At 74.2% G+C, this 20,627-nt stretch carries 19 protein-coding genes and 1 pseudogene; 9 read left to right on the forward strand and 11 right to left on the reverse strand.

The annotated features are described in order from the left end of the window. Positions 1-132 precede the first annotated feature (132 nt). The 5 genes and pseudogenes from FHX75_RS04600 (at position 133) to FHX75_RS04620 (ending at position 6,524) form a co-directional block, all read left to right on the forward strand. On the forward strand, positions 133-1,758 hold the full coding sequence (locus tag FHX75_RS04600; protein ID WP_154936810.1) for a serine/threonine-protein kinase: 1,626 nt from the start codon (positions 133-135) through the stop codon (positions 1,756-1,758). Between the two features lie 42 nt (positions 1,759-1,800). Further along, positions 1,801-2,895: a hypothetical protein gene (locus FHX75_RS31105; protein ID WP_211364325.1), complete on the forward strand. Its 1,095-nt coding sequence runs from the start codon at positions 1,801-1,803 to the stop codon at positions 2,893-2,895. Positions 2,896-2,963: 68 nt separating this feature from the next. Then, positions 2,964-3,686: pseudogene (locus FHX75_RS04610) on the forward strand (membrane protein); the annotation flags it as partial. A gap of 498 nt (positions 3,687-4,184) precedes the next feature. Further along, on the forward strand, positions 4,185-5,441 hold the full coding sequence (locus FHX75_RS04615) for an MFS transporter (RefSeq protein WP_154936812.1): 1,257 nt from the start codon (positions 4,185-4,187) through the stop codon (positions 5,439-5,441). Positions 5,442-5,732: 291 nt separating this feature from the next. Continuing rightward, positions 5,733-6,524 (forward strand): maleylpyruvate isomerase family mycothiol-dependent enzyme, encoded by a 792-nt coding sequence (locus tag FHX75_RS04620; RefSeq protein WP_154936813.1) that lies wholly within the window; start codon positions 5,733-5,735, stop codon positions 6,522-6,524. A 76-nt stretch (positions 6,525-6,600) separates the two neighbouring features. Here the strand turns inward: FHX75_RS04620 and FHX75_RS04625 are convergent, their stop codons facing one another. The 3 genes from FHX75_RS04625 to FHX75_RS04635 all read right to left on the reverse strand — a co-directional run bounded on the left by FHX75_RS04625 (position 6,601) and on the right by FHX75_RS04635 (position 8,768). Next, on the reverse strand, positions 6,601-7,326 hold the full coding sequence (locus tag FHX75_RS04625) for an SRPBCC family protein (protein WP_170285281.1): 726 nt from the start codon (positions 7,324-7,326) through the stop codon (positions 6,601-6,603). A gap of 212 nt (positions 7,327-7,538) precedes the next feature. Continuing rightward, the gene (locus tag FHX75_RS04630) at positions 7,539-7,958 is read right to left on the reverse strand and encodes a YchJ family protein (RefSeq protein WP_246157645.1); all 420 of its coding nucleotides are present in this window, start codon (positions 7,956-7,958) and stop codon (positions 7,539-7,541) included. A gap of 138 nt (positions 7,959-8,096) precedes the next feature. Next, on the reverse strand, positions 8,097-8,768 hold the full coding sequence (locus FHX75_RS04635; RefSeq protein ID WP_154936815.1) for a C39 family peptidase: 672 nt from the start codon (positions 8,766-8,768) through the stop codon (positions 8,097-8,099). Positions 8,769-9,437: 669 nt separating this feature from the next. Here FHX75_RS04635 and FHX75_RS04640 point away from each other — a divergent pair. Next, the gene (locus tag FHX75_RS04640) at positions 9,438-10,055 is read left to right on the forward strand and encodes a mycothiol-dependent nitroreductase Rv2466c family protein (protein WP_154936816.1); all 618 of its coding nucleotides are present in this window, start codon (positions 9,438-9,440) and stop codon (positions 10,053-10,055) included. Positions 10,056-10,059: 4 nt separating this feature from the next. Here the strand turns inward: FHX75_RS04640 and FHX75_RS04645 are convergent, their stop codons facing one another. Together FHX75_RS04645 and FHX75_RS04650 are read right to left on the reverse strand one after the other, a co-directional pair. Next, the gene (locus tag FHX75_RS04645; protein WP_211364326.1) at positions 10,060-10,806 is read right to left on the reverse strand and encodes a TIGR02452 family protein; all 747 of its coding nucleotides are present in this window, start codon (positions 10,804-10,806) and stop codon (positions 10,060-10,062) included. Positions 10,807-10,855: 49 nt separating this feature from the next. Then, positions 10,856-11,884, reverse strand: a complete 1,029-nt coding sequence (locus FHX75_RS04650; protein WP_154936817.1) for a GDSL-type esterase/lipase family protein — start codon at positions 11,882-11,884, stop codon at positions 10,856-10,858. A gap of 20 nt (positions 11,885-11,904) precedes the next feature. On the opposite strand from FHX75_RS04650, the gene FHX75_RS04655 reads away from it, so the two are divergent. Continuing rightward, on the forward strand, positions 11,905-13,164 hold the full coding sequence (locus FHX75_RS04655) for an RNA-guided endonuclease InsQ/TnpB family protein (RefSeq protein WP_211364328.1): 1,260 nt from the start codon (positions 11,905-11,907) through the stop codon (positions 13,162-13,164). A gap of 33 nt (positions 13,165-13,197) precedes the next feature. Beyond that, a complete protein-coding gene (locus tag FHX75_RS04660) occupies positions 13,198-13,467 on the forward strand; it encodes a hypothetical protein (protein ID WP_246157647.1) in 270 nt (89 codons plus the stop codon). 58 nt (positions 13,468-13,525) lie between these two features. On the opposite strand, the gene FHX75_RS04665 is transcribed toward FHX75_RS04660, so the two are convergent. The 5 genes from FHX75_RS04665 to FHX75_RS04685 form a co-directional block, all read right to left on the reverse strand. After that, positions 13,526-14,620, reverse strand: coding sequence for a magnesium and cobalt transport protein CorA (locus FHX75_RS04665; protein WP_154936818.1), 1,095 nt, complete (start codon positions 14,618-14,620; stop codon positions 13,526-13,528). A 70-nt stretch (positions 14,621-14,690) separates the two neighbouring features. After that, positions 14,691-15,323: a class F sortase gene (locus tag FHX75_RS04670; protein WP_154936819.1), complete on the reverse strand. Its 633-nt coding sequence runs from the start codon at positions 15,321-15,323 to the stop codon at positions 14,691-14,693. Between the two features lie 95 nt (positions 15,324-15,418). Continuing rightward, positions 15,419-15,907: a hypothetical protein gene (locus tag FHX75_RS04675; RefSeq protein WP_154936820.1), complete on the reverse strand. Its 489-nt coding sequence runs from the start codon at positions 15,905-15,907 to the stop codon at positions 15,419-15,421. Positions 15,908-16,756: 849 nt separating this feature from the next. After that, positions 16,757-17,275 carry a pyridoxamine 5'-phosphate oxidase family protein gene (locus FHX75_RS04680; protein WP_154936821.1) on the reverse strand — a complete coding sequence of 173 codons (519 nt, stop codon included), beginning with the start codon at positions 17,273-17,275 and terminating at the stop codon, positions 16,757-16,759. Between the two features lie 68 nt (positions 17,276-17,343). Beyond that, positions 17,344-18,168, reverse strand: a complete 825-nt coding sequence (locus FHX75_RS04685) for a class I SAM-dependent methyltransferase (RefSeq protein WP_154936822.1) — start codon at positions 18,166-18,168, stop codon at positions 17,344-17,346. Between the two features lie 76 nt (positions 18,169-18,244). Between FHX75_RS04685 and FHX75_RS04690 the strand changes: the two genes are divergently transcribed. After that, a complete protein-coding gene (locus FHX75_RS04690) occupies positions 18,245-19,501 on the forward strand; it encodes an MFS transporter (RefSeq protein WP_154936823.1) in 1,257 nt (418 codons plus the stop codon). A gap of 4 nt (positions 19,502-19,505) precedes the next feature. On the opposite strand, the gene FHX75_RS04695 is transcribed toward FHX75_RS04690, so the two are convergent. Continuing rightward, a complete protein-coding gene (locus FHX75_RS04695) occupies positions 19,506-20,576 on the reverse strand; it encodes a Gfo/Idh/MocA family protein (RefSeq protein ID WP_154936824.1) in 1,071 nt (356 codons plus the stop codon). Between the last annotated feature and the right edge of the window lie 51 nt (positions 20,577-20,627).

Below are 20,627 nucleotides of genomic sequence, written 5' to 3' on the forward strand. Positions count from 1 at the left end.
CCATCCATCATCACGGACATCCGGACGCGGTGGAGCAACCGTTGCGCCGATGGACCGGACGCCCCCCGTGACGAGAATGATCAGCGTGGCCCTGACCCGTGACCGCTCCCCGCAGGCCGGGGAGGCCGCCGCGTGAGCGCCGACTGGCAGCTGTCCGGCTACACGGCGGTACGGCAGCTCGGCGCCGGCGCGTCCGGCCGCGTCCTGCTGGCCACCCACGACGCCAGCGGCACCCCCGTCGCCATCAAGTACCTGACCAGCGCGGTGGACGACGACCCGACCCGGACCGCGTTCCGCGACGAGGCCCAGCTGCTCGTCGAGGTGGAGGACCCGCACATCTCCCGGCTCTACGAGTACGTCGAGTCCCCGCACGGCGCCGCCATTGTGATGGAGCTGGTCAACGGGGTGTCCCTGCGGCAGATGCTGCGCGCCCACGGCCCCACCGAGCCCGAGGCGGCCCTCTGCGTGCTCAAGGGCTCCCTCGCCGGGCTGGCCGCCGCGCACGCCCGGGGCGTCGTGCACCGCGACTACAAGCCCGAGAACGTGCTGGTCGACATCGACGGGCAGAGCAAGCTGGCCGACTTCGGCATCGCCGTACCGGTCGGCCGGGACGGCGGCGGCTCGGTCAGCGGCACCCCCCGCTACATGGCCCCCGAACAGTGGACCGGCGCGCCGGCCAGCCCGGCCTGCGACATCTACGCCGCCACCGCCACCTTCTACGAGTGCCTCACCGGCCGCCCCCCGTACGACGGGCGCAACCTGATCACCCTGCGGACCCAGCACGCGCAGGCGCCGATCCCCACCGAGGCGGCCCCGCCACCCGTGCACGACCTGCTCCGCCACGGCATGGCCAAGCAGCCCGCCGACCGGCCGCAGCCGGCGGAGGTCTTCCTCGCCGAGCTGGAACGCACCGCCGCGGACGCCTACGGCGCGGACTGGGAGGAGCGGGGCCTGGCCGAGCTGGCCCGCCGGGCCGCGCTGCTCGCCGCGCTCTTCCCGTTCCCCGACGGCACCGCCGGCGCCACCAGCCTGGCCAGCACCACGTTCGGCGAGACGGGGTCGGCCGCCCGGCGCGGGACCGGCCGCGCCGTACTGCTCGGTGCCGGCCTCGTCGCCGCCCTGCTGCTCGGCGGCGCCGGCCTGAGCTACGCCGCCCGGCACGCGCCGGCGCTGACCCTCGCCGACGGCCCGGCCGCGCCGCGCGCCTCCGCCCTCACCTCGCTCGGCCCCAGCCCGTTGGCCGCCGCGCCCGCCATCGACGCCGTGTCGCCCAGCCCGACCCCGACGGCCCCGGCGTCGGCCACCGCCACGACGTCGCCGACCCGGTCGGCCACCGCGACGCCCACCCGGTCCCGCAGCGCGAGCCCGACGCCCAGCGCGTCGACCAGCCCGCCGCCGCCACCGGACGCCACGGCACCCGTCGTCGGGAAGCTCGACGCCAGCCCCACCCTCCTCGAACCCGGAGGCTGTCCCTACGGCAACCGGTCGAGCACGGTCACCGCGACCGCCAGCGACGACCGGACCAGCGCCGAGGACCTGCGGGTGAGCTTCCGCTACACCCTCGGCGGCGTCACCCGCGCCATCGGCATGACCCACGTCGGGCGGGGCGTCTACCGGGGCACCCTCGGTGACCTGCCGGCGCCGAAGTCCAGCACCCGCATCCCGATCCAGGTGGTCGCCGTCGACGTCGCCGGCAACGCCGCCGACCCGGCCGGGCCGGTGTACGTGTCGCTCTCCTCGTACTGCACCCCCGGCTAGGAGCCGGCCGGTGCGACAGTTCCCGACGAAAGGTGACCTCCGATGACCAGGCCGGGGGAGCGGGGCGCGACGCCGCCCGGCGACGACGAGCCCACCGTCCACCTGGCCGCGACCGGGCGTCCCGGCCCGGCCGACCGGACCGTCGACCTGGACGGCACGGTCAACCTGGACCGGACCGTGAACCTGGACGGCACCGTGAACCTGGACCGGACCGTGAACCTGGACCGGACGGTGCAGCTCGGGGGCGCCGCCGAGACGGTCCAGCTCGGATCGGTGGACCGGACGGTGCACCTGGGCGGCGAGGGCCACGGCAGCCCGCGCAGCGTCGTGGACCAGACCGTCCACCTGGGAGCGAGCGACCGGACCGTGCACCTCGGCGGCACGGACGCAACCGTGCACCTCGGCACCGCCGACCAGACCACGTACCTCGGCGGCACGGACGCCACCGTGCACCTCGGGGCCGCCGACCGGACCGCGCGCCTCGGCGCGACCGGGCCAGCGGTGGACGCCGGCGCGCTCGACTCGACCGTGCGGCTCGGCGCGACCGAGGCGACGTACGCCAGCACCACCCCGGCCAGCGCGGCCACGCTGGCCACGGGTCGGGGCGTACCCTCGCCGGCCGGACCGACCGGGGCGGGCGGTGAGGTGCGGTTCGGGCCCGGCGTGCCCACGACGCCGCCCGCCGCGCCGGCTTGGCCGACGGCGTCCCCGCCGCGCCGTCGGCGGCCCCTCTGGCGGCGGGTGGTGGCGGTGCTCTCCGGCCTGCTCACCGTGGCGCTGGTCGCCGTCGTCGGCTTCTACCTGTGGCAGCGGCTCGACCCGTTGGAGATCGGGGAGGTGACCGTGGCGGTGCCGCAGCCGGCCGGGGACCGGTGCGACGTCACCGTCGACGTGGTCGCCACCGTGCGGACCAACGGCCGCAGCGGCGTGATCGAGTACCAGTGGCTGCGCTCCGGCTCCCCGCCCGGTGCCCTGCTCAGCGAGCGGGTCGGCTGGGGCCAGCGCACCGTCACGCTGTCGTTGAAGTGGGCGTTCAACGGGGTCGGCAGCACCACCGAGACGGCCACCGTCAACATCGTCTCCCCGTCGCCGCATCAGGCCCGCGCGGAGGTGAGCTACGCCTGTCGCGGTGCGTGAAAGTTTCCCCACCGGCGGGTTCGGGTAGGTCGGGGCCGACGACCTGACGTTCCGTGTGGAGGGCAGCTATGAAAGACAACTTCGGCGACGCGGTGGGTGACGCCCTCCGCGCGGTGATGCTCTTCCTGCCGAAGGCGGTCGCCTTCGTGGCGATCCTCGTGGTGGGTTGGCTGATCGCCAAGGCCGTACTGAAGATCGTGGACAAGGTCCTGGAGCGGGTGCACTTCGACAAGGCCGTCGAGCGGGGTGGCATCAAGACCGCGCTCGCCCGGTCCAAGTACGACGCCAGCGACATCGTCGCCAAGCTCGCCTACTACGGGATCCTGCTGGTCACCCTGCAACTGGCCTTCGGCATCTGGGGACCGAACCCGATCTCCGACCTGATCGCCGGGGTCATCGCCTGGCTGCCCCGCGCCTTCGTCGCGATCGTCATCGTGGTGGTCGCCGCGGCCATCGCCAACGCCGTGAAGGACATCATCAGCAGCGCCCTCGGCGGCCTGTCCTACGGCCGGGTGCTGGCCACCATCGCCTCGGTGTTCATCCTCGGCCTGGGCATCATCGCCGCGCTCAACCAGATCGGCGTCGCCACCGCCGTCACCACCCCGGTGCTGATCGCCGTCCTCGCCACCGTCGGCGGCATCCTGGTCGTCGGGGTCGGCGGCGGACTGGTCCGGCCGATGCAGAGCCGCTGGGAGTCCTGGCTCAGCCGCGCCGAGGAGGAGTCGCGGCTCATCGCCACGCACGCCCGGGCGTACCAGGCCGGCAAGCGGGACGTGCAGGCCCACCTCGCCACGCCGGTCACCCCGTACGGCGAGTCGGAGCAGACCCAGCCGGTGCCCCGGGACGACGACGCCGACCGGACCCAGGTGGTGCCCCGGGACGCCGACGCGGACCGGACCCAGGCGGTGTCCCGCTACGACGAGACGGACCTGACCCAGCCGATCGCCCCGTACAGCGGGTCGGAGGCGACCCGGCCGGCCACCCCGCCCCGGCAGGCGACGGCCACCCACGACGAGCCGGCGCCGGCCGACAGCGAGGCCACCATGGTCATCCCGCCGGTCGACGGCGGCCCGACGCGCCGCTGACCGCACGACCACCGACCGGGGTGGGACCCGCACGGGTCCCACCCCGGTTCGTGTGCGCTCGCGAAACGGGATCGCCAGGCCCGCCGGTGGCCGCTAGCATCGGCCCATGACCTGGCGATGTTGATCCGTAACTGAGGGCCGCAACCGCGGACCACCCCGGACGCCGCACGTCCCGCGTCCGTCCGGTCCCGTGGAAAGGCCCTCATGATCGTCACCACCGCAGCACCGCCCGGCGTCCGCCGCCTGGCGGCCACCCTCTACGGGTACGCGTTCCTCCAGGACATGGTCCTGCTCTACCCGGTGTACGCGCTGCTGTTCAGCGACACCGGCCTGTCGATCGGCGAGATCTCCTCGCTCTTCGTCGTCTGGTCGGCGACCAGCATCCTGCTCGAGGTGCCCTCCGGCGCCTGGGCCGACGCGGTCTCCCGCCGGCTGCTGCTCTGCCTCGCGCCGCTGCTCGCCGGCGCCGGCTACGCCCTGTGGGTGCTGGCCCCGTCCTACCCGGCGTTCGCCCTCGGCTTCGTCCTCTGGGGAGCCGGCGGCGCGCTCGGCTCCGGCGCCCTGGAGGCGCTGGTCTTCACCGAACTCGACCGGCTCGGCGCCGCCGGCCGCTACGCCCGCACCATGGGCCGGGCGCGCACCGCGGCGGTGCTCGGCGTGCTCGCCTCGATCGGCCTGGCCGGCCCGGTGCTCGCCGTCGGCGGCTACCCGGCCGTCGGCGCGGCCAGCGTGCTGGCCACCCTGCTCGCCGCCGCCGTCGCCACCCGCTTCCCCGAACACCGTCCGGCCCGGTCGGCCGCGTCGGAGCCGGCGGAGGAGGGCGACGACCTGGGCTGGGCGGCGACCCTGCGCGCCGGTCTCGCCGAGGCCCGGGCCGACCCACGGGTACGCGGGGCGCTGCTGCTGGTCCCGGCGGTGGCCGCCGTGTGGGGCGCCCTCGACGAGTACACGCCGCTGCTGGCCCGGGACACCGGCGTCGCCGAGTCGACCGTGCCGCTGCTGCTCCTGCTCGTCTGGGCCGGGGTGACCGTGGGTGGCCTGCTCGCGGCGCCGGCCGAGCGGCTGGGCACCCGGGGCTACGCCGCGCTGCTGGCCGTGGCCGCCGTCGTGCTCGCCACCGGGGCGGGACTGCGCCACCCGGTGGGGTTCGTGCTGGTCGGTGTCGCGTTCTGCGCCTTCCAACTGGCCACGGTGCTGGCCGACGCCCGGCTCCAGGCGCGGATCACCGGGCCGGGCCGGGCCACCGTCACCTCGGTCGCCGGCATGGCCACCGACCTAACCATCATCGCCGTCTACGGCGGGTACGCCCTGGTCGCCGCCGTGGGCGGCAACCGGGCCGCCTTCGTGGTGGCGGCCGTGCCGTACCTGCTGGTGGCGGTCGTGCTGGTGGCCTCACGCGACGGCCGCCGTGGCGGTTTGCGGCGGGAGCCGGTGGCCGGCCGCAGCGGCGCGCCGACGTGAACCGCGCCTGCACCTTCAGCCGCGCCGGTGGCCTGGCGGTCGCCTCCGGCCGTGGGGAGCGGGCGGCGCCCACCGTCCGGCGGGTGGTTCGGCCAGGCGGCCAGGCCGGCGGCGTCCACTGCCTGGCGGGCCTCTGCGGCAAAGCCGGAAGGGCGGGGTGGCCGGCGCCGGCGGGCGCCTTCGGCCGGGCGGAAGGGCGGTGTCCGCGACCCGTCGGGCGCCTCGGGAAAGCGGGCGCGCTGCACGGCCCGGCGGGCGGCTCGTGTCGGTGCCGGCGGTTAGCGTGGCCGGATGACCGGTGTGAGCTACGACCGTTGGTGCGCGGAGATCGTGCAGCAGAGCGACCTGCTCCGGTCGCATCTGGACGGCGCCGACCTGACCGTCGCCGTCCCGTCCTGCCCGGGCTGGAACGTGGGCCAGCTGGTGCGGCACCTCGGCGGCGGGCAGCGGTGGGCCGCGGAGATCGTCCGTACCCGGCCGTCCACGCCACCGTCGGACACCCACTTCCGTGACCTGTCGCCGTACGCCGACGAGGACCCGGCGGTGGTCGGGCCGTGGCTGGTCGAGGGAGCCGCCGAGCTGGCCGGGGTGCTGCGCGACGCCGGCCCGGCGGCGCGGGTGTGGACCCCGCTCGGGCCGGGCAGCCCGGCGTTCTTCGCGCGCCGGTTCGCCCACGAGACGCTCGTGCACCGGGCCGACGCCGCGCTCGCCCTCGGCGTCGACGTGGCGGTCCCGCAGGAGGTCGCCGTCGACGCCCTCGACGAGTGGATGGAGCTGGGCGCGCTGCCGCAGATGTTCGACTTCCACCCGCACCGCCGGGAGCTGCTCGGCCCGGGCCGGACGCTGCACCTGCACGCCACCGATACGCCGGCCGAGCTGGGCGCCGAGTGGGTGGTGGACCTCACCGGCGACCTGATCGCCTGGCGGCGGGCGCACGAGAAGGCCGCCGTGGCCGTACGCGGGCCGCTGACCAACCTGCTGTTGCTGGTCTACGGCCGGCTCTCCGTCGACACGGCGGGCGTCGAGGTGATCGGGGACGCGAAGCTGCTCGACCGCTGGCTGGAACGGGTGGCCTTCGGCTGACCGGGCCGGCCCGGTGACGGGGACGACCGTCACCGGGCCTGCGGTCAGCCCGGCAGGTGGACGGAGGTCGTGGTGCTCAGCGCCCCGCCTCGCCGGACTCCAGCAACTGCTTGAGCGCGGCCAGCCGTTCCCGCCAGTACGCCTTGAGCGCGGCCGCCTGCTCGGCGTCGGTGAGTTTCTCGTGCACCACGGTCACCGTGGCCTTCGTGTCGCCCTTGGGCGCGAAACCGACCACGATCCGGGTCGGGCCGCCCTCCCAGTCGGCGCGGAAGGTCTTCGGCCGGGTCGCCGTGCGTACCCGGATCGCCACGTCGGGCAGCCACCGCCGGCGCAGCCCCTCGTCGCTGAACGCCTCGAACAGCCGGTCCACCGGTACGGCGACCGTCCGGCTGCCGCCCGCCTCCCAGCCGCCGCCGCGCCGCTGCCCGGGGGCGCGCAGGCCACGCGCCTGCTCGTACCCGACGGTGACGGTCTGCGCCCACCAGCCCGGCACCTCGTGGGCGGTCACCAGCCAGCGAGCCGTCTCGGTGTGCGTCCGCTGCACCGCCCCCCACTCGTCCAGCAGAACGAACCACTCGTCCCAGCCGCGGCCGGTGCGCTCCCGGAGCAACGCGTCGGAGATCCGGTCGGCCTGTGCCGCCCCCGATCCGGGGGCCGGGGGAGTGGCTTCGGCGGGCGCCGCGGTCGGCGGTTCAGCCGCAACGGCGTCGGCCAGCAGGTGCCGGCGGGCCGCGGTGTAGCTCTCGCCGGTCTTGTCCATCCGGGTGCGGACCCGGGACTTGAAGGATTTCTGGCGCGTCATCACATGCTCCCTGTCGACGGCGCGGTCGTGGGGACTCACGCTCCCGTCGACCCGCCGTTGCCCGGGCATGTGGCACGGCGCCCCGAAGACTCGAGGTCTCCTTTGCCTCCGCGACGCCGGTGGCGTGAGCACCGGTAAGGAGGTGAGGCGCGGGACGGCGCCGACGCCATGTTAACAAGCCGCGCCACGGCGGGCGAGCAGGTCGCGCCGGCTCAGTCGGGCAGGGCGTCGAGGTAGACCCACTGACCGTCCTCCCGGACGAAGCGGCTGCGCTCGTGCAGCGTCCCGGGCCGGCCGGCCTCGCGGTAGTGGGCGCGGAACTCGACGGTGCCGGTGCTGTCGAACAGGCCACCCCGGTCGGTGTCGACGATCTCCAGGCGGGTCCACTGCTCGCCCGGGTCCAGCCGCAGCCGGGCCGGCCGGGTGGAGGAGTGCCAGCTGCGCAGCAGGTACCCGGCGTCACCGACGGCGAAGGCGCTGAACCGGGAGCGCATCAGCGCCTCGGCCGTCCCGGCCGTGCCCTCGCCGCTGTGCACCGGGCCGCAGCAGTCGGCGTACGGCAGGCCGGAGCCACACGGGCACGGCCGGTCCTGGTCGTCGGCCGCGCTCCGGCGGGCCCCACGTTTCGCCACGGCACCCATCCTGCCGCACCGGTCGGGTGCGCAGAGCGGCAGCCGGGGCACGCGGTCGACGGCTGCCGGTGCGCCGTCTCGGAGACGACGAAAGGGCCGGCCCCGGGTGGGGCCGGCCCTTGTCGGTGGTGCGGTGGGTCAGGAGGCGGTGGAGTAGCCGCGGGTGGCGATCCAGTCGGCGAGGTTGTCGATGCTCATCCGGTAGGAGGCCTGGTCGGGGTTGGCCGAGTCGGCGATGGTGACGGTCTTGCCGCCGTCGCGGTAGCCGATGACGCTGATGTAGTGCCCGCCTTCGAAGGAGTGGGTGGTGCCGTCGGTGTCGGTGGCGGTGCCGGCGATGTTGGCGACCACGGCCCGGCCGTCGTCGATGGTGCGGATGACGTCGGCGCGCAGCTTGTCGGTCTGCTTGCGGTCGGCCTTGCTGTCGCGGATCTCGACCGAGCGGTAGACCTTCTTGCCGGTCTCCTTGTTCAGTACCGGGGTGATGTCGTTGATGCTGTTGGTGCCGGCCTCGGTGGTGCCCATTTCCTTGGCCACGGCGTCGACGTCGATGTCCTTGCCCTGCACGGACAGGGCGTTGCGGGTGGCCGAGGGGCCGCAGTAGTAGAAGTTCGGCTGGGCCTCGTAGCGCACGTTGAGCTCCCGCTCGCCGTGCGGCTTACGGTCGTTGCCCCGGTCGGTCTGCATCGAGGCGGTGGCGCCCTGGGTGGGGGCGGCGTGCGCGGCGAGGGCCGGGCCGGCGATCCCACCGGCGGTCGCGGCAACACCGGCAGCGGTCAGAACGGTCTTACGGATCAGATCGGTACGCATGAGGGTGCACCTTTCGATCGGGGGACACGCACACACCGCCGGGGGACGGCTGCGCGTGAAAGGAAGTCAAAGAAGAGGATCTGCCCGGCGGCCGCACAAAGGGGCTCTGCTCGGGTGTCCGGGAGGATGTAACCAGCCCGGCGGGCTGCGCATTCCACAGGCCCGAGGCCCATGGTGCCGGGGGATGTAACCAACCCGGGTGGCTCCGCATTCCACAGGCCCGGGGGCCTGCTCGGGTGGTGCCGGGGGATGTAACCAACCGGTGCGGGCCGGCATTCCGCCGGGCCTGACACTCCGGTTCACCGTCCGGGCCGGGGGGCCACCGCGGTCTGCCATGTACAACGACCCGGCCCCGCCGGCCATTCCACCCCCGGCCGGCCCCGGCCACCCGACACCGCAGGCCAGACCGGACATTCGGGTGGCGACCACCGAACTCAATCCGGACATCCGGGATCGAACCGGCCGGCCGGGTGACCACCTCAGCCCGGGCGCCTGCCGTCGGCAACCGACACCCCGGGCTCAGGCGGCATGCTGCCGCGGCCGGTCGGCGGCCATAGGCGTGCTGGCCGCAATTGGCCCAGCCGATCACCCGGAAATCGGCCCTCACACTGGGCCGGTCCACCGGCCAGGATCGAAGGACGACCAGATCCTGGAAGGACCGGAACGACGATGACGACGGCCGACATGTGGTTCGACCCGCGCTGCCCCTGGGCCTGGAACGCCTCCCGCTGGCTGCTGGAGGTGGAACGGGTCCGCGCGGTCGAGGTGCGCTTCCACGTGATGAGCCTCAGCGTGCTCAACGAGGGCCGCGAGGGGTTGGAGGAGTGGTACCGGGAGTGGTTGAAGCCCGGCATGGGCCCGGTGCGGGTGGCGGTGGCGGCGGAGCTGAAGGCCGGCCCGGAGGTGCTGCGGGACGTCTACACCGCGCTGGGCAACCGGATCCACCACGACCGGGCGCCGATCGGGCTCGACCTCTACCGGGCGGCGCTGGCCGAGGTGGGGCTGCCCGTCGAGCTGGCCGACGCGGCCGACTCGACCGCGTACGACGAGGCGCTGCTGGCCAGCCACCACGCCGGCCTGGAGCCGGTCGGCGAGGATCTCGGCACCCCGACCATCCATGTCACCGACGACGCCGGCCGGCGTACCGCGTTCTTCGGGCCGGTGGTCGCGCCGATCCCGCGTGGCGAGGACGCCGGCCGGCTCTGGGACGGGGTGGTGCTGGTCGCCGGCACCGACGGGTTCTTCGAGCTGAAGCGGGCCCGGACCCGGCCGCCGATCGACCGCTGACCGGTCAGCCGAACGCCGCGGCGAAGGGGCCCCGGTTCGTCGGGTCCGGCACCGCGAACACCACCAGGTCGAACCGGCCCGCGTACGGGCGGCCGGGCCCGAGCAGGTCGGCGAAAGCGGCGGCGACCTGGCGCGGGTCGTTGCGGAACACCCCGCAGCCCCAGGCGCCGAGCACCAGCCGCCGGTGTCCGTGCGCCAGCGTCACCCCGAGCACCCGCCCGGCGCGGCGTCGCAGCACCCCGGGCAGGTCGACCGGCTCGCGCAGCGCGCCGGCGTTCGGCGCCGCCGCGGTCAGGAAGGCCACCCGGTACGGCGCGATCAGCCGCCCCGAGTCGTCCCGGAACACCGGAACGTCGGGGGAGTGGATGACCCGGTCGGAGTAGACCGGGTCTGGCCGGGCCCGGTGGTACGCGTAGAACTCCGGCGCCGTCCGCAGGCTGGCGGCCAGGGCGGAGGATCGGGCCAGGCTCTCCTCCTGGGCGTGCGCGCCGGTGGCGTACCCGCCGCCGGGTTTCTTCGCGGAGGCGAAGTTGAGGCAGGCAACCAGACCGTCGGCGGTGCCGGCGAGCCGGCGGGTGGCGGCGAGGCTCGTCTCGTCAGTCACCTCCACCGTGGACGGTCCCGCCGGGCCGGGCTCGGGCAGCGGCTCGTCGGGCAGGTGCAGGGTGGCGGCCGGCACCGGCCCGTACCGGCCCTCGGCGACGAGCCGGTCGGTCTCGGCGGCCAGCGCCGCCCGTTCGCTACGGTCCACCGGCCCATCATGCCGGCGCGGGCCGACCCCGGCCGCCCCGACCGTCCGCTCAGGTCAGCTCGACCGGCAGCGGCACCGGGCGCTTCGCCACCCGGTTGTCGCCCGAGGAGCGGCCGCGCAGGTGCCGGGCCAGCCACGGCAGCAGGTGCCGCCGGGTCCAGGCCAGCTCGGTGCGGAGCACCTCGTGCCCGCGTCGCCGGGGTGCGACCGCCAGGGGTCGGGTCCACGAGTCGTCGTACCCGGACAGGCCGGCGGTGTGCGCGAGCGCCGCGGCGATCCGCTCGTGGCCGGCGCTGTTGGCGTGCAGCCGGTCCTCGCTCCACAGCCGGGGGTCGGAGGCGACCGGGTGCGCGGCGAAGTCCAGCAGGGTTGCCCCGGTCTCGGCGGTGACCCGCCGCAGCGCCGCGTTGAGCATGACCACCCGGCCGCGCAGCGGGCGGGCCAGCGGCATCACCGGCACCGGATCGGGCAGCGTGAAGGTCAGCACGGTGGCGCCCTGGCCGACCAGCGCCCGCTGCATCGTCGCCACGTCCGCGGCGATCCGCCGCGCGTCGAACGAGGGACGCAGCACGTCGTTCATGCCGGCCACCACCGTGCACAGGTCCGGCGCCAGGTCGAGGGCCACCGGCAGCTGCTCGGCGAGGATGCGGGCCGTGGTCCGCCCCCGGATGGCCAGGTTGGCGTACTCCAGGCCGCCCTGCTCCCGGGCCACCGCCTCGGCGAACCGGTCCGCCCAGCCCCGGTAGCCGCCGGCGTCGTCCGGGTCGTCGAGCCCTTCGGTCGTGCTGTCGCCGATCGCGACGTACCGCTGCCACATCACGGTGGACAGCCTATGGGCGGCGGTGCCGCCGCTGTCCGCCGGGCGCGGCCGGTACGGGGCGCGTGCCTGGTTGTTCTCGCCGTTGAACTCGACCAGCCCAGTTGCGAAGTCGCCGCACACCGCCCGCATGATTTCCTGCATTCGGGCGAGGTGCGCGTCGCTGAACACCTTGTGCCGGTACTTCGTCACGAAGACCAAGTGAGCGTGCAGAGCGAACACGCAGTGGCTACCAGTGCGGATACCTTCGAGTTCAGCCATACCAACGGTACGGTGCGCGGGTGCGGCTCCGTTACAACTACCGCGTCTATCCGACGTCGAGTCAGCGGCAAGCGCTGGCTCGGGCGTTCGGGTGCGCTCGGGTGGTTTTCAACGACGGCCTGCGCGCACGGCAGGACGCGCGGGCCGAGGGCCTGCCGTATCTGTCGGACGCCGAGTTGTCCAAGCGGGTCACCGCGGCCAAGGCCACGCCCGAGCGAGCCTGGCTGGGTGAGGTTTCCTCGGTCGTGCTGCAGCAGGCCCTCGCGGATCTGAATGTGGCGTACCGCAACTTCTTCGCCTCGCTGTCGGGCAAGCGCAAGGGTCGCAAGGTGGCACCGCCGCGGTTCCGCTCGCGCAAGGACAACCGGCAGGCGATCCGGTTCACCGCCAACGCCCGGTTCAAGGTGCTGGACAACGGCCGGCTGCGGCTGCCGAAGATCGGCGACGTCGAGGTGCGCTGGTCACGCAACCTCCCGTCGGACCCGTCGTCCGTGACAGTGATCCGGGACGCGGCCGGGCGGTACTTCGCCTCGTTCGTCGTGCAGAGCAACGACGAGCCGCTTCCGGTCGCGGACTCCGAGATCGGCATCGACTTGGGCCTGACCCACTTCGCGGTGCTGTCGGACGGTACGAAGGTGGCCGCCCCGAAGTTCCTGCGCCGGGCCGCACGCAAGCTCAAGCGGTTGCAGCGAGACCTGTCCCGCAAACAGCGTGGCAGTCAGAACCGCAAGAAGGCCGTCGTCAAGGTGGCGAAGGCGCACGCCCGGTTGGCTGACACCCGGCGCGACTGGCAGCACAAGCTCTCGACACGGATCATCCGCGACAACCAAGCGGTGTACGTCGAGGACCTGTGCGTCGTCGGTCTCGGCCGGACCAGGCTGGCGAAGTCCGTGCACGACGCCGGTTGGGCAGCGTTCACGGGCATGTTGGAGTACAAAGCCGCCCGGTACGGGCGCACCTTCGCGAAGATCGACCGGTTCGCGCCCACGTCGCAGACGTGCTCGGCGTGCGGCCGGCTCGACGGTCCCAAGCCGCTGAACGTCCGATCGTGGACCTGCCCATGCGGGGCCGTCCACGACCGGGACGTCAACGCGGCGATCAACGTGTTGGCCCAGGGACGCTGGGACAACTCAAGCGCCTGTGGAGCGCAGGTAAGACCGGCACTCGTGCCGGCACCGCGCGAGGAAGCAGGAATCCGCCCGGACGTCGCGTGTTCCGCGCGCAACGTGGAGGGAATCTCCGTCCATTATGGCGAAGAGATCGTCAAGAGCGGGGGCTGATCGCCGCCGCCGAGGCGCGCTACCTGCGGCTCCTTGCTGGACCTGGTCTCACCGCTGATCTTCCGCCGGGCCGAGGACGAGCCGGACGACGCGTTCCTGCGCGGCTACCAGGCGGCGGGCGGGCCGGTGCCCCTCGACGACCCGGGCGTGCGCCGCCGGCTCGGGCTCTACCGGCTGCACCTGTACCTGCTGATGACCGTCGAGATGCCCAGCCGGGCCATCACCGTCGACAGCGACCCGGGCCGCGTCGCCCGGCTCGCCGAGCTGCTGGACCGGGAGTTGGCCGCGCTCACCGAGCCGTGAGCCGGCCCTCAGCCGGCCCGGATCCCGCTCGTCCCGTCCGCCGGGGCGGGCGCAGGGCTCAGAGCCAGCCGGAGCGGCGGAAGAGCCGGTGCAGGACCACCGCGGCGGTCGCCATCAGCAGCAGGGCACCGGCGTAGCCGTACCGCCAGGTCAGCTCGGGCATGTGGGTGAAGTTCATGCCGTACACGCCGGCCACGGCGGTCTGGGTGGCGGCGATCGCGGCCCACGCGGCGATCTTGCGCATGTCGTTGTTCTGGTCGACGGCGAGCTGCGCGAGCCGGGACTGGAGCACCGAGTTGAGCAGCTCGTCGTACGCGGCGACCCGCTCCACCGCGCGGCTCAGCCGGCCCTCGACGTCGACGAACCAGCGGCGCAGCCCCGGCGGCGGCCCGCCGGCCCGGTCGGAGACCAGCGCGCGCACCGGCTCCTGCAACGGCAGCACCGCCCGCTTGAACTCCACCACCTCCCGCTTGAGCTGGTAGATGTGCTGGATGTCGGCGCCCCGGTCGCGGGCGAACACGCTCTCCTCGACGCGTTCCAGGTCCTTCTCCAGGTGGGCGGCGACCTCCAGGTACAGGTCGACCATCCGGGCGGCCACCGCGTACGCCACCGCCCACGGCCCCTCGGCCAGCATCGTCGGGCGGCTCTCGATGTCGTGCCGGACCGGGGTCAGGGCGCCGGAGGCGCCGTGCCGAACGGTGATGACGAACCGGTCGCCCAGGAAGACCATCACGTCCCCGGTGTCGATCACCTCGGAGGTCGCGGTCAGCTCGGCGTGCTCGACGTAGCTGGCGGTGCGCAGCACCAGCAGGGTCACCTCGTCGTGCCGCTGCACGGTGGGCCGGTGCCCGTCGGCGAGCGCCTGCTCCACGACGAGTTCGTCGAGGCCGAAGGTGCGCCCGACCGCCGCCATCACCGCCGCGCCCGGGTCGTGCAGCCCCAGCCAGACGAAGGCGTTGCGGCCGCGCCGGGAGCGGGCGTACGCCTCGGCGTAGTGCGGGCGGCCGGGCTCCCGGCGACCGTTGACGTACACCGCGCAGTCGACCACGGCGTCCGGATTGGACCGCCGCGGGGCCGGCGCGGACGCCTCGGCCTCGCGGCCGAGCACCCGGTCGACCAACGACCCCAGTCGCGGAATGAGCCGTGCCGCCACCGTCCACCTCCGCCGCCCTCGATCTGGGGGCCCACCGTAGTACGGCGGTGCTCCCGCCGGTGGTGGTGGGTCAGGCCACGGCGGTGGCCCGCACGACGATGTTGTCGGAGTAGTCGCGGGAGCGCTCGTCGAAGCGTCCGCCGCAGGTCACCAGCCGCAGCCCTGCGCCCGGTCCGCCCGGTCCGTAGACCAGCGCGGTCGGAAAGCTCCGCTTCGGGTACGCCCCGACGCCGTCCACCGCGAACGTCACCGCCCGGCCGTCGGCGCGGGTGACCCGTACGGTGTCACCGGGCCGCAGCCGCCCCAGGTTGAAGAAGACCGCCGGGCCGTCGCGGGTGTCGACGTGGCCGACGATCACGGCGTTGCCGGCCTCACCGGGGCTGACCCCGGGCCGGTACCAGCCGGCGACGGCGGGGCGGTCCAGCGGCGGCACCTCCAGGGTGCCGTTCGGGTCGCCGGCGACGGACACCAGGTCGGCGTGGACGCCGATGGCCGGGATGTCGATGCGGACCGGTTCCGAGCGGGGCAGCACCGGCCCGGGGGAGCCGCTGCGGTCGGCGCCGCGCGCGCCCACGCCGGGCTGTGGCGGCCCCGCCGGCGACGCGGTGAGTCCCACCGTGATCAGGCTGAGTCCGGCGGCGCCGGCCACCGTCACCGCCGCCACCGACGCCCGGGTACGCGTGAACCACCTGCCGAAGGCCATCGCCTCACCTCCCGCGACACGGCGATGCGGTCGGGGTGCCCGTCCCGGTCGCGCCGGTGCGGGCACCCCGTCCTAGGGATGGTGTGAGGTACGGGTCAGGCGACGGGCGCGGCCGCTCGGCGTCGGCGGCGGACCATGATGGTCGCCCCGATCGCGGCGGCTCCGGCGAGCGCGCCGCCCGCGGCCAGCAGGCCGGTGGTGCCGTCGTCGCCACCACCACCGGCCGGCGCCGCGCCGATCGGGGTGACGGTGAAGGTGGCGCTGCCGCCGGAACTGCCGTCACCGCACGTGGTGGTCACCGTGTAGGTGCCGAGCGTGAAGCCGGCGGTGAAGAGTTCCGCGCTCAGCCCGCCGCCGGCGGCGGCGGTGGTGGAGCGGACGTTCTGGTCCCGGTTCGGGCCGGTGACACGGAAGATCGCGTCGCCCGCCTTCGGGTTGCAGGTGGTCGCGGTGAGTACGACCGTCCCGCCGACCGGTGTGGTGGCCGGTGACACGATGGTCTGCGCGAGCGCGGCGGTCGGGAGCAGAAGCGTGCCGAGTCCCACGCCGAGCGCCGTCGATACGAGAACTGACTGTGCCTTCATACGCGTCTTCCCTCACTTTTCGTCCGCTGTCTGCGTGGGACGTCGTTCGGGTGGCCAACTCCGTAACTAGCACCGGTGTGGCCAACACTAGGAGGGTTGGGCGTCGCGCCCGACGTAAATGAGAAATCTTCGTTGCCGTCACGAGTTTTCCCTCGCGCCGGGGAGCTGCGGAAATGCCCGCACAGGACCGCCCACAACGCCCTTCCGGTCATACCCGCTCGTGCCGGTCGTCCCGTTGCGGCGGGAAGCGTCCTTCCGCGCGGCCCGTCCCTTTGTGGGAAGGGCTGTCCGGGTCGCCCGGTTTCTCGGCGGGCGGCGGTCGCGGCGCGGAAAGCGGTCCTTCGGGTGCACGGCGGAGCCAAGGGTGTATTACCGGACGGTCGGGCCCTGTTGCTGACGTCCAGGCCCATGCCGCTCCACTGTGGTCGACGATTCGGTGAGGCCGGATGGCGGCAGACGTGTGCCGCAGCCGGGTCTGGCAGCCACCCGCTCGCCCGTGTCAACAGCGACCTGATGCCGACCAGCAACTCGGCCCCGAGGAAGGCGGCGTGGTGTGGATGTAGCGATGTGGACAAAGTTGGGCTTCGCATCCGTTGACGCTCCAGTGCGGTCTTCGGGGCGGCGAGGGTGGATGTCCGGTCGCAGCGGCTGCCCAGGGTCCGTCCCTTGCGGACAGCGATGCCGTCGAGCAGTCTGCGCGTCGACCGATGCCATTCAGCTAGCCTCCTAGGATGCTCTACGGGTGGTGAGGCATCACGCGACGGGCAGACGGACCGGTCCGACCACAGAAATGCTGCGGGGGACCAGCGTGGCGTGGCCGGTCGAGCTGCCCGGCCGGCGTTGCGGGAACTACCGAGGTGCGCGTCGCCAGAACTGGCGTGGGGCGTACCCGTCGCGGCGCAGCCAGTGTTCGGTGTAGACGATCCGGTCGGCCTCGATGACGACCAGCGGCCCGCTCGGTGGCTCGTCCAACGACCGTCCACGCTCCGCGTGGTCGGACTGCCAGCGCACCGCTGGCCACCAGTGCGCGAAGTCCGCGTCGCCCTCGTGCAGCACCCGGGCCCGGCCGAACAGTTGCGCGCCGCGGCTGCTGGCCTGCCCGACGAGCGGGGCGAACACCCCGACCGACACCCGTGGGTCGGCCGCGATGTTGCGCATCTTCGGCGAGGTGGCCGCGGCGGTGAACATGACCGCGAAATCGAGGTGGAAGTAGCGGACCGGAGTGGCCAGCGGGCCGTCCGGACCGGCGGTGGCGAGCACGCACATGTTCTGCGACGACAGCAGGTTGAGGATCCGCTCGCCGAGGCGCTCGGGGTCCAGGCGGGCGGTGGGGGCGGGGCCGGCGAGCCAGGGGTTGGTGACGGGCATGGTGGATCGTCCCATGCCCGCCCCGGGTCCTCAGAGCCGGTCGCGGACCCGCCCCGGTGCGGGGCGAGTCACCGCTTGCGCGCCTGGAGCGTGTACGTCTGCGCCAGCCGCCACGGCCGGTCGGCCAACCGCCACTCGCCGTCGGCGTCCTTGGTCTGCCGGCCGGGCAGCGCGTCCCAGGGCGCGCTGTCGTGCTCCTGGAGCATGGTGAGGTCGAGGCCGGCGTCGAGCAGGGCGGTGACCACCTCGCCGAGGCCGTGGTTCCACTCGTGGGTGGTGTTGTGCCGGAACGTGGCGTCGGTGCTGACGTAGGTGCCCGGCTCCTCCCAGACCAGCGGTTCCGGCCGCTCGAAGTACGGGTGCTCCACCACGAGCAGGCCGTCCGGGTGGGTCTCGTCCAGCGCCCACAGCATCGGGTGGCCCTCGCGCAGGAAGAGCCGGCCGCCGGGGCGCAGCAGCGCGGCGACCACGCCCGCCCAGCGGCGGATGTCGGGCAGCCAGCACAGCGCGCCGACGCCGGTGTACACCAGGTCGAAGCCGCCCACACCGAGCACCGCGGGGGCGTCGTAGACGTCGGCCTCGACGAAGTCGACGGCGGCGTCGGCCCGCTCGGCCAGGGCGCGGGCCTGGGCCAGCGAGACGCCGGAGAAGTCCAGCCCGGTCATCCGCGCGCCGAGCCGGTGCAGTGAGACGGTGTCGGTGCCGATGTGGCACTGCAGGTGCACGCCACGCAGGCCGGTCACGTCGCCGAGGCGGGGCAGGTCGAAGCGGACCACCTCGCTCAGGTACGCCGGGTCGGCGGCGAAGCGCTCCACCGCGTAGTCGGGCGACGCGGCGTGGGCGGGGGCGCGCTCGTCCCAGTTGGCCCGGTTGAGGGTGCGGTAGTCGGTCACCGGCGAACCGTCGCACATCCCACCGCCGCCGCTCAACGGGGATTCGTCGCCCGCGGGGCTGGTAGGTTGCCTCGCCGTGACGGGGGTGCGGTGGGACGGGCGGTTCGCGAAGCTGTGGGCGGCGAGCACCATGTCGGCGCTGGGCAGTGGCATGGCCACGGTGGCGGCGCCGCTGTACGTGGCGGCGCGCACCGACGACCCGCTGGTGGTGTCGGCGGCGTCCGGGGTGGCGTGGCTGCCCTGGCTGCTGTTCGCGCTGCCGGGCGGGGTGTTGGCGGACCGGGTCGACCGGCGGCGGCTGATGGTGGTCATCGACTGGGTACGGGTGGCCGCCCTGGCGGTGCTGACCGGCGCGATGGTGACCGGCCGGGCCGGGGTGGTGCTGCTGTACGTCGTCCTCTTCGTGATCAACACGGGCGAGATCGTGTTCCGTTCGGCCAGCCAGGCGATGCTGCCGGCGGTGGTGCCCCGGGCCCGGTTGGAGCGGGCCAACGGCTGGCTGGGCGGCGGCACCACGCTGATGAACGGGATGCTGGCCGGTCCGCTCGGCGGGTTCCTCTTCCTCGTCGCCGAGAGCATCCCGTTCCTGGTCAACGCCGGCACGTACGCGCTCAGCGCGGTGCTCGTCGCGCTGGTCGCCGGGACGTACCGGGGTGGGGAGGACGCGGGGCGCCGGCCGGCGCGGTCGGTGCGGGCGGAGATCGGGGAGGGGTTCCGCTGGCTGCTGGGGCAGCGGCTGCTGCGCACCATGGCGGTGCTGATCGGGCTGCTCAACCTGACCCTCACCGCGGCGCTGGCGGTGCTGGTGCTGCTCGCCACCGAGCGGCTGGGTCTGGACTCGGTCGGCTACGGGCTGCTGTTCACCTGCATGGCGGTGGGTGGGCTGCTCGGCGCGGTGGTCGGCGACCGGCTGGTCGCGGCGATCGGCGCCACCTGGACCATCCGGGTCGGGCTGCTGGTCGAGGCGGGCCTGCACCTGGCCCTGGCGGCGTCGACGAGCGCCTGGCTGATCGGCGGGGCGCTGTTCGCCTTCGGGGTGCACGGCGCCCTGTGGAACATGGTCGCGAACTCGCTGCGCCAGCGGCTGACCCCGGCGGCGTTGCAGGGGCGGGTCGGCGGCACGACGTTGTTCATCGCCGCCGGCGGCAACTGCGCGGGTGCCCTGCTCGGCGGGGTGATCGCCACGACGTTCGGGCTGACCGCGCCCTACTGGGTGGGGTTCGTGGTGGCGGTGGCGGTGTCCGCGGCCACCTGGCGGGTGTTCGACCGGGCCACCGTCGCCGCCGCGTACGCCGACCCGGACGACCGGCAGCCGGTCGTCCGGATCGGTTGAGCGGTCAGCGGGCCGGGACGGGCAGCACCTCGCCGCGCTCCGCGGAGCGGTGCGCCAGCTCGATCAGCTCCACCGTGGCGACGGCGTCGCGCGGGTCGACCGGCATCGGGGTGCCGTCCCGCAGCGCCGCCGCCACCTGGGCGTAGAAGTCCTGGTAGCGGCCCGCTTCGGTGGGCACCGGGCGCAGGTCGCCGTCGACACCGAGCCGGCCGTACCGCTCGGCGGGGACCTCGCCCCAGCCCGGCGCGTCCGGGCGGCCCCCGGCGCGCAGTGCGTCCTCCTGCACGTCCAGGCCGTAGCTGGTCCAGCCGGCGCGGTCGCCGAGGACGCGCATTCGTGGCCCGAGCTGCGCGGTCACGGCGCTCATCCAGAGGTGGGAGTGGACGCCCCCGGTGTGGGTCAGTGCCACGAAGGCGTCGTCGTCGACCTGGGCCTCGGGCCGCCGCCGGTTCACCTCGGCGTACACGCTGCGCACCGGCCCGAACAGCTGCACCGCCTGGTCGACGAGGTGGGCGCCGAGGTCGAAGAGGGCGCCGCCGGCCTCGCCGGGGGCCGCGCTCTCCCGCCAGCCCTCCTTGATCGCCGGCCGCCACCGCTCGAACCGCGACTCGAAGCGGAGGACCCGGCCCAGCTCACCCTCGGCGATCAGCCGGCGAGCGGTCAGGAAGTCGCCGTCCCAGCGGCGGTTCTGGAACACCGTCAGCGGCACGCCACGCCGGTCGGCCTCGTCGATGAGGGCGCGGCCCTCCGCCGCGGTGGCGGCCAGCGGCTTGTCCACCACGACGGCCAGCCCGGCCGTGACGGCGGCCCGGGCCATCGGCACGTGCGTGCGGTTCGGCGTCGCCACCACGACCAGGTCGAGGCTGTCCGCCGACTCCCACAGCCGGTCGGCGTCGTCGAGGACGCGGGCGTCCGGGTGGTCCTTGCGGGCCTGCTCCTGCCGCTGCGGGTTGCCGGTGACGACGGCGTCCAGCCGCAGCCCGGGGGTCGCGGCGATCAGCGGGGCGTGGAAGACCTGGCCCGCCAGCCCGTAGCCGAGCAGTCCGACCCGCAGTGGTGCCGGTGTGTTCGCCATGGTGTCCCCCCGGTTTCCCGTCCGTGCCCTGGTGGTTCCAGGTTGTGCCGG

The sequence above is a fragment of the Micromonospora palomenae genome (assembly GCF_007829925.1).
Classification (GTDB): domain Bacteria; phylum Actinomycetota; class Actinomycetes; order Mycobacteriales; family Micromonosporaceae; genus Micromonospora; species Micromonospora purpureochromogenes.

What these genes read in the sequence shown, in the direction of transcription:
- FHX75_RS31105 (WP_211364325.1), top strand. Translation starts at nt 1,801, where the DNA reads ATGACCAGGCCGGGGGAGCGGGGCGCGACGCCGCCCGGCGACGACGAG.
- FHX75_RS04615 (WP_154936812.1), top strand. Translation starts at nt 4,185, where the DNA reads ATGATCGTCACCACCGCAGCACCGCCCGGCGTCCGCCGCCTGGCGGCC.
- FHX75_RS04620 (WP_154936813.1), top strand. Translation starts at nt 5,733, where the DNA reads ATGACCGGTGTGAGCTACGACCGTTGGTGCGCGGAGATCGTGCAGCAG.
- FHX75_RS04625 (WP_170285281.1), bottom strand. Translation starts at nt 7,326, where the DNA reads ATGACGCGCCAGAAATCCTTCAAGTCCCGGGTCCGCACCCGGATGGAC.
- FHX75_RS04635 (WP_154936815.1), bottom strand. Translation starts at nt 8,768, where the DNA reads ATGCGTACCGATCTGATCCGTAAGACCGTTCTGACCGCTGCCGGTGTT.
- FHX75_RS04640 (WP_154936816.1), top strand. Translation starts at nt 9,438, where the DNA reads ATGACGACGGCCGACATGTGGTTCGACCCGCGCTGCCCCTGGGCCTGG.
- FHX75_RS04650 (WP_154936817.1), bottom strand. Translation starts at nt 11,884, where the DNA reads ATGGCTGAACTCGAAGGTATCCGCACTGGTAGCCACTGCGTGTTCGCT.
- FHX75_RS04670 (WP_154936819.1), bottom strand. Translation starts at nt 15,323, where the DNA reads ATGGCCTTCGGCAGGTGGTTCACGCGTACCCGGGCGTCGGTGGCGGCG.
- FHX75_RS04675 (WP_154936820.1), bottom strand. Translation starts at nt 15,907, where the DNA reads ATGAAGGCACAGTCAGTTCTCGTATCGACGGCGCTCGGCGTGGGACTC.
- FHX75_RS04680 (WP_154936821.1), bottom strand. Translation starts at nt 17,275, where the DNA reads ATGCCCGTCACCAACCCCTGGCTCGCCGGCCCCGCCCCCACCGCCCGC.
- FHX75_RS04695 (WP_154936824.1), bottom strand. Translation starts at nt 20,576, where the DNA reads ATGGCGAACACACCGGCACCACTGCGGGTCGGACTGCTCGGCTACGGG.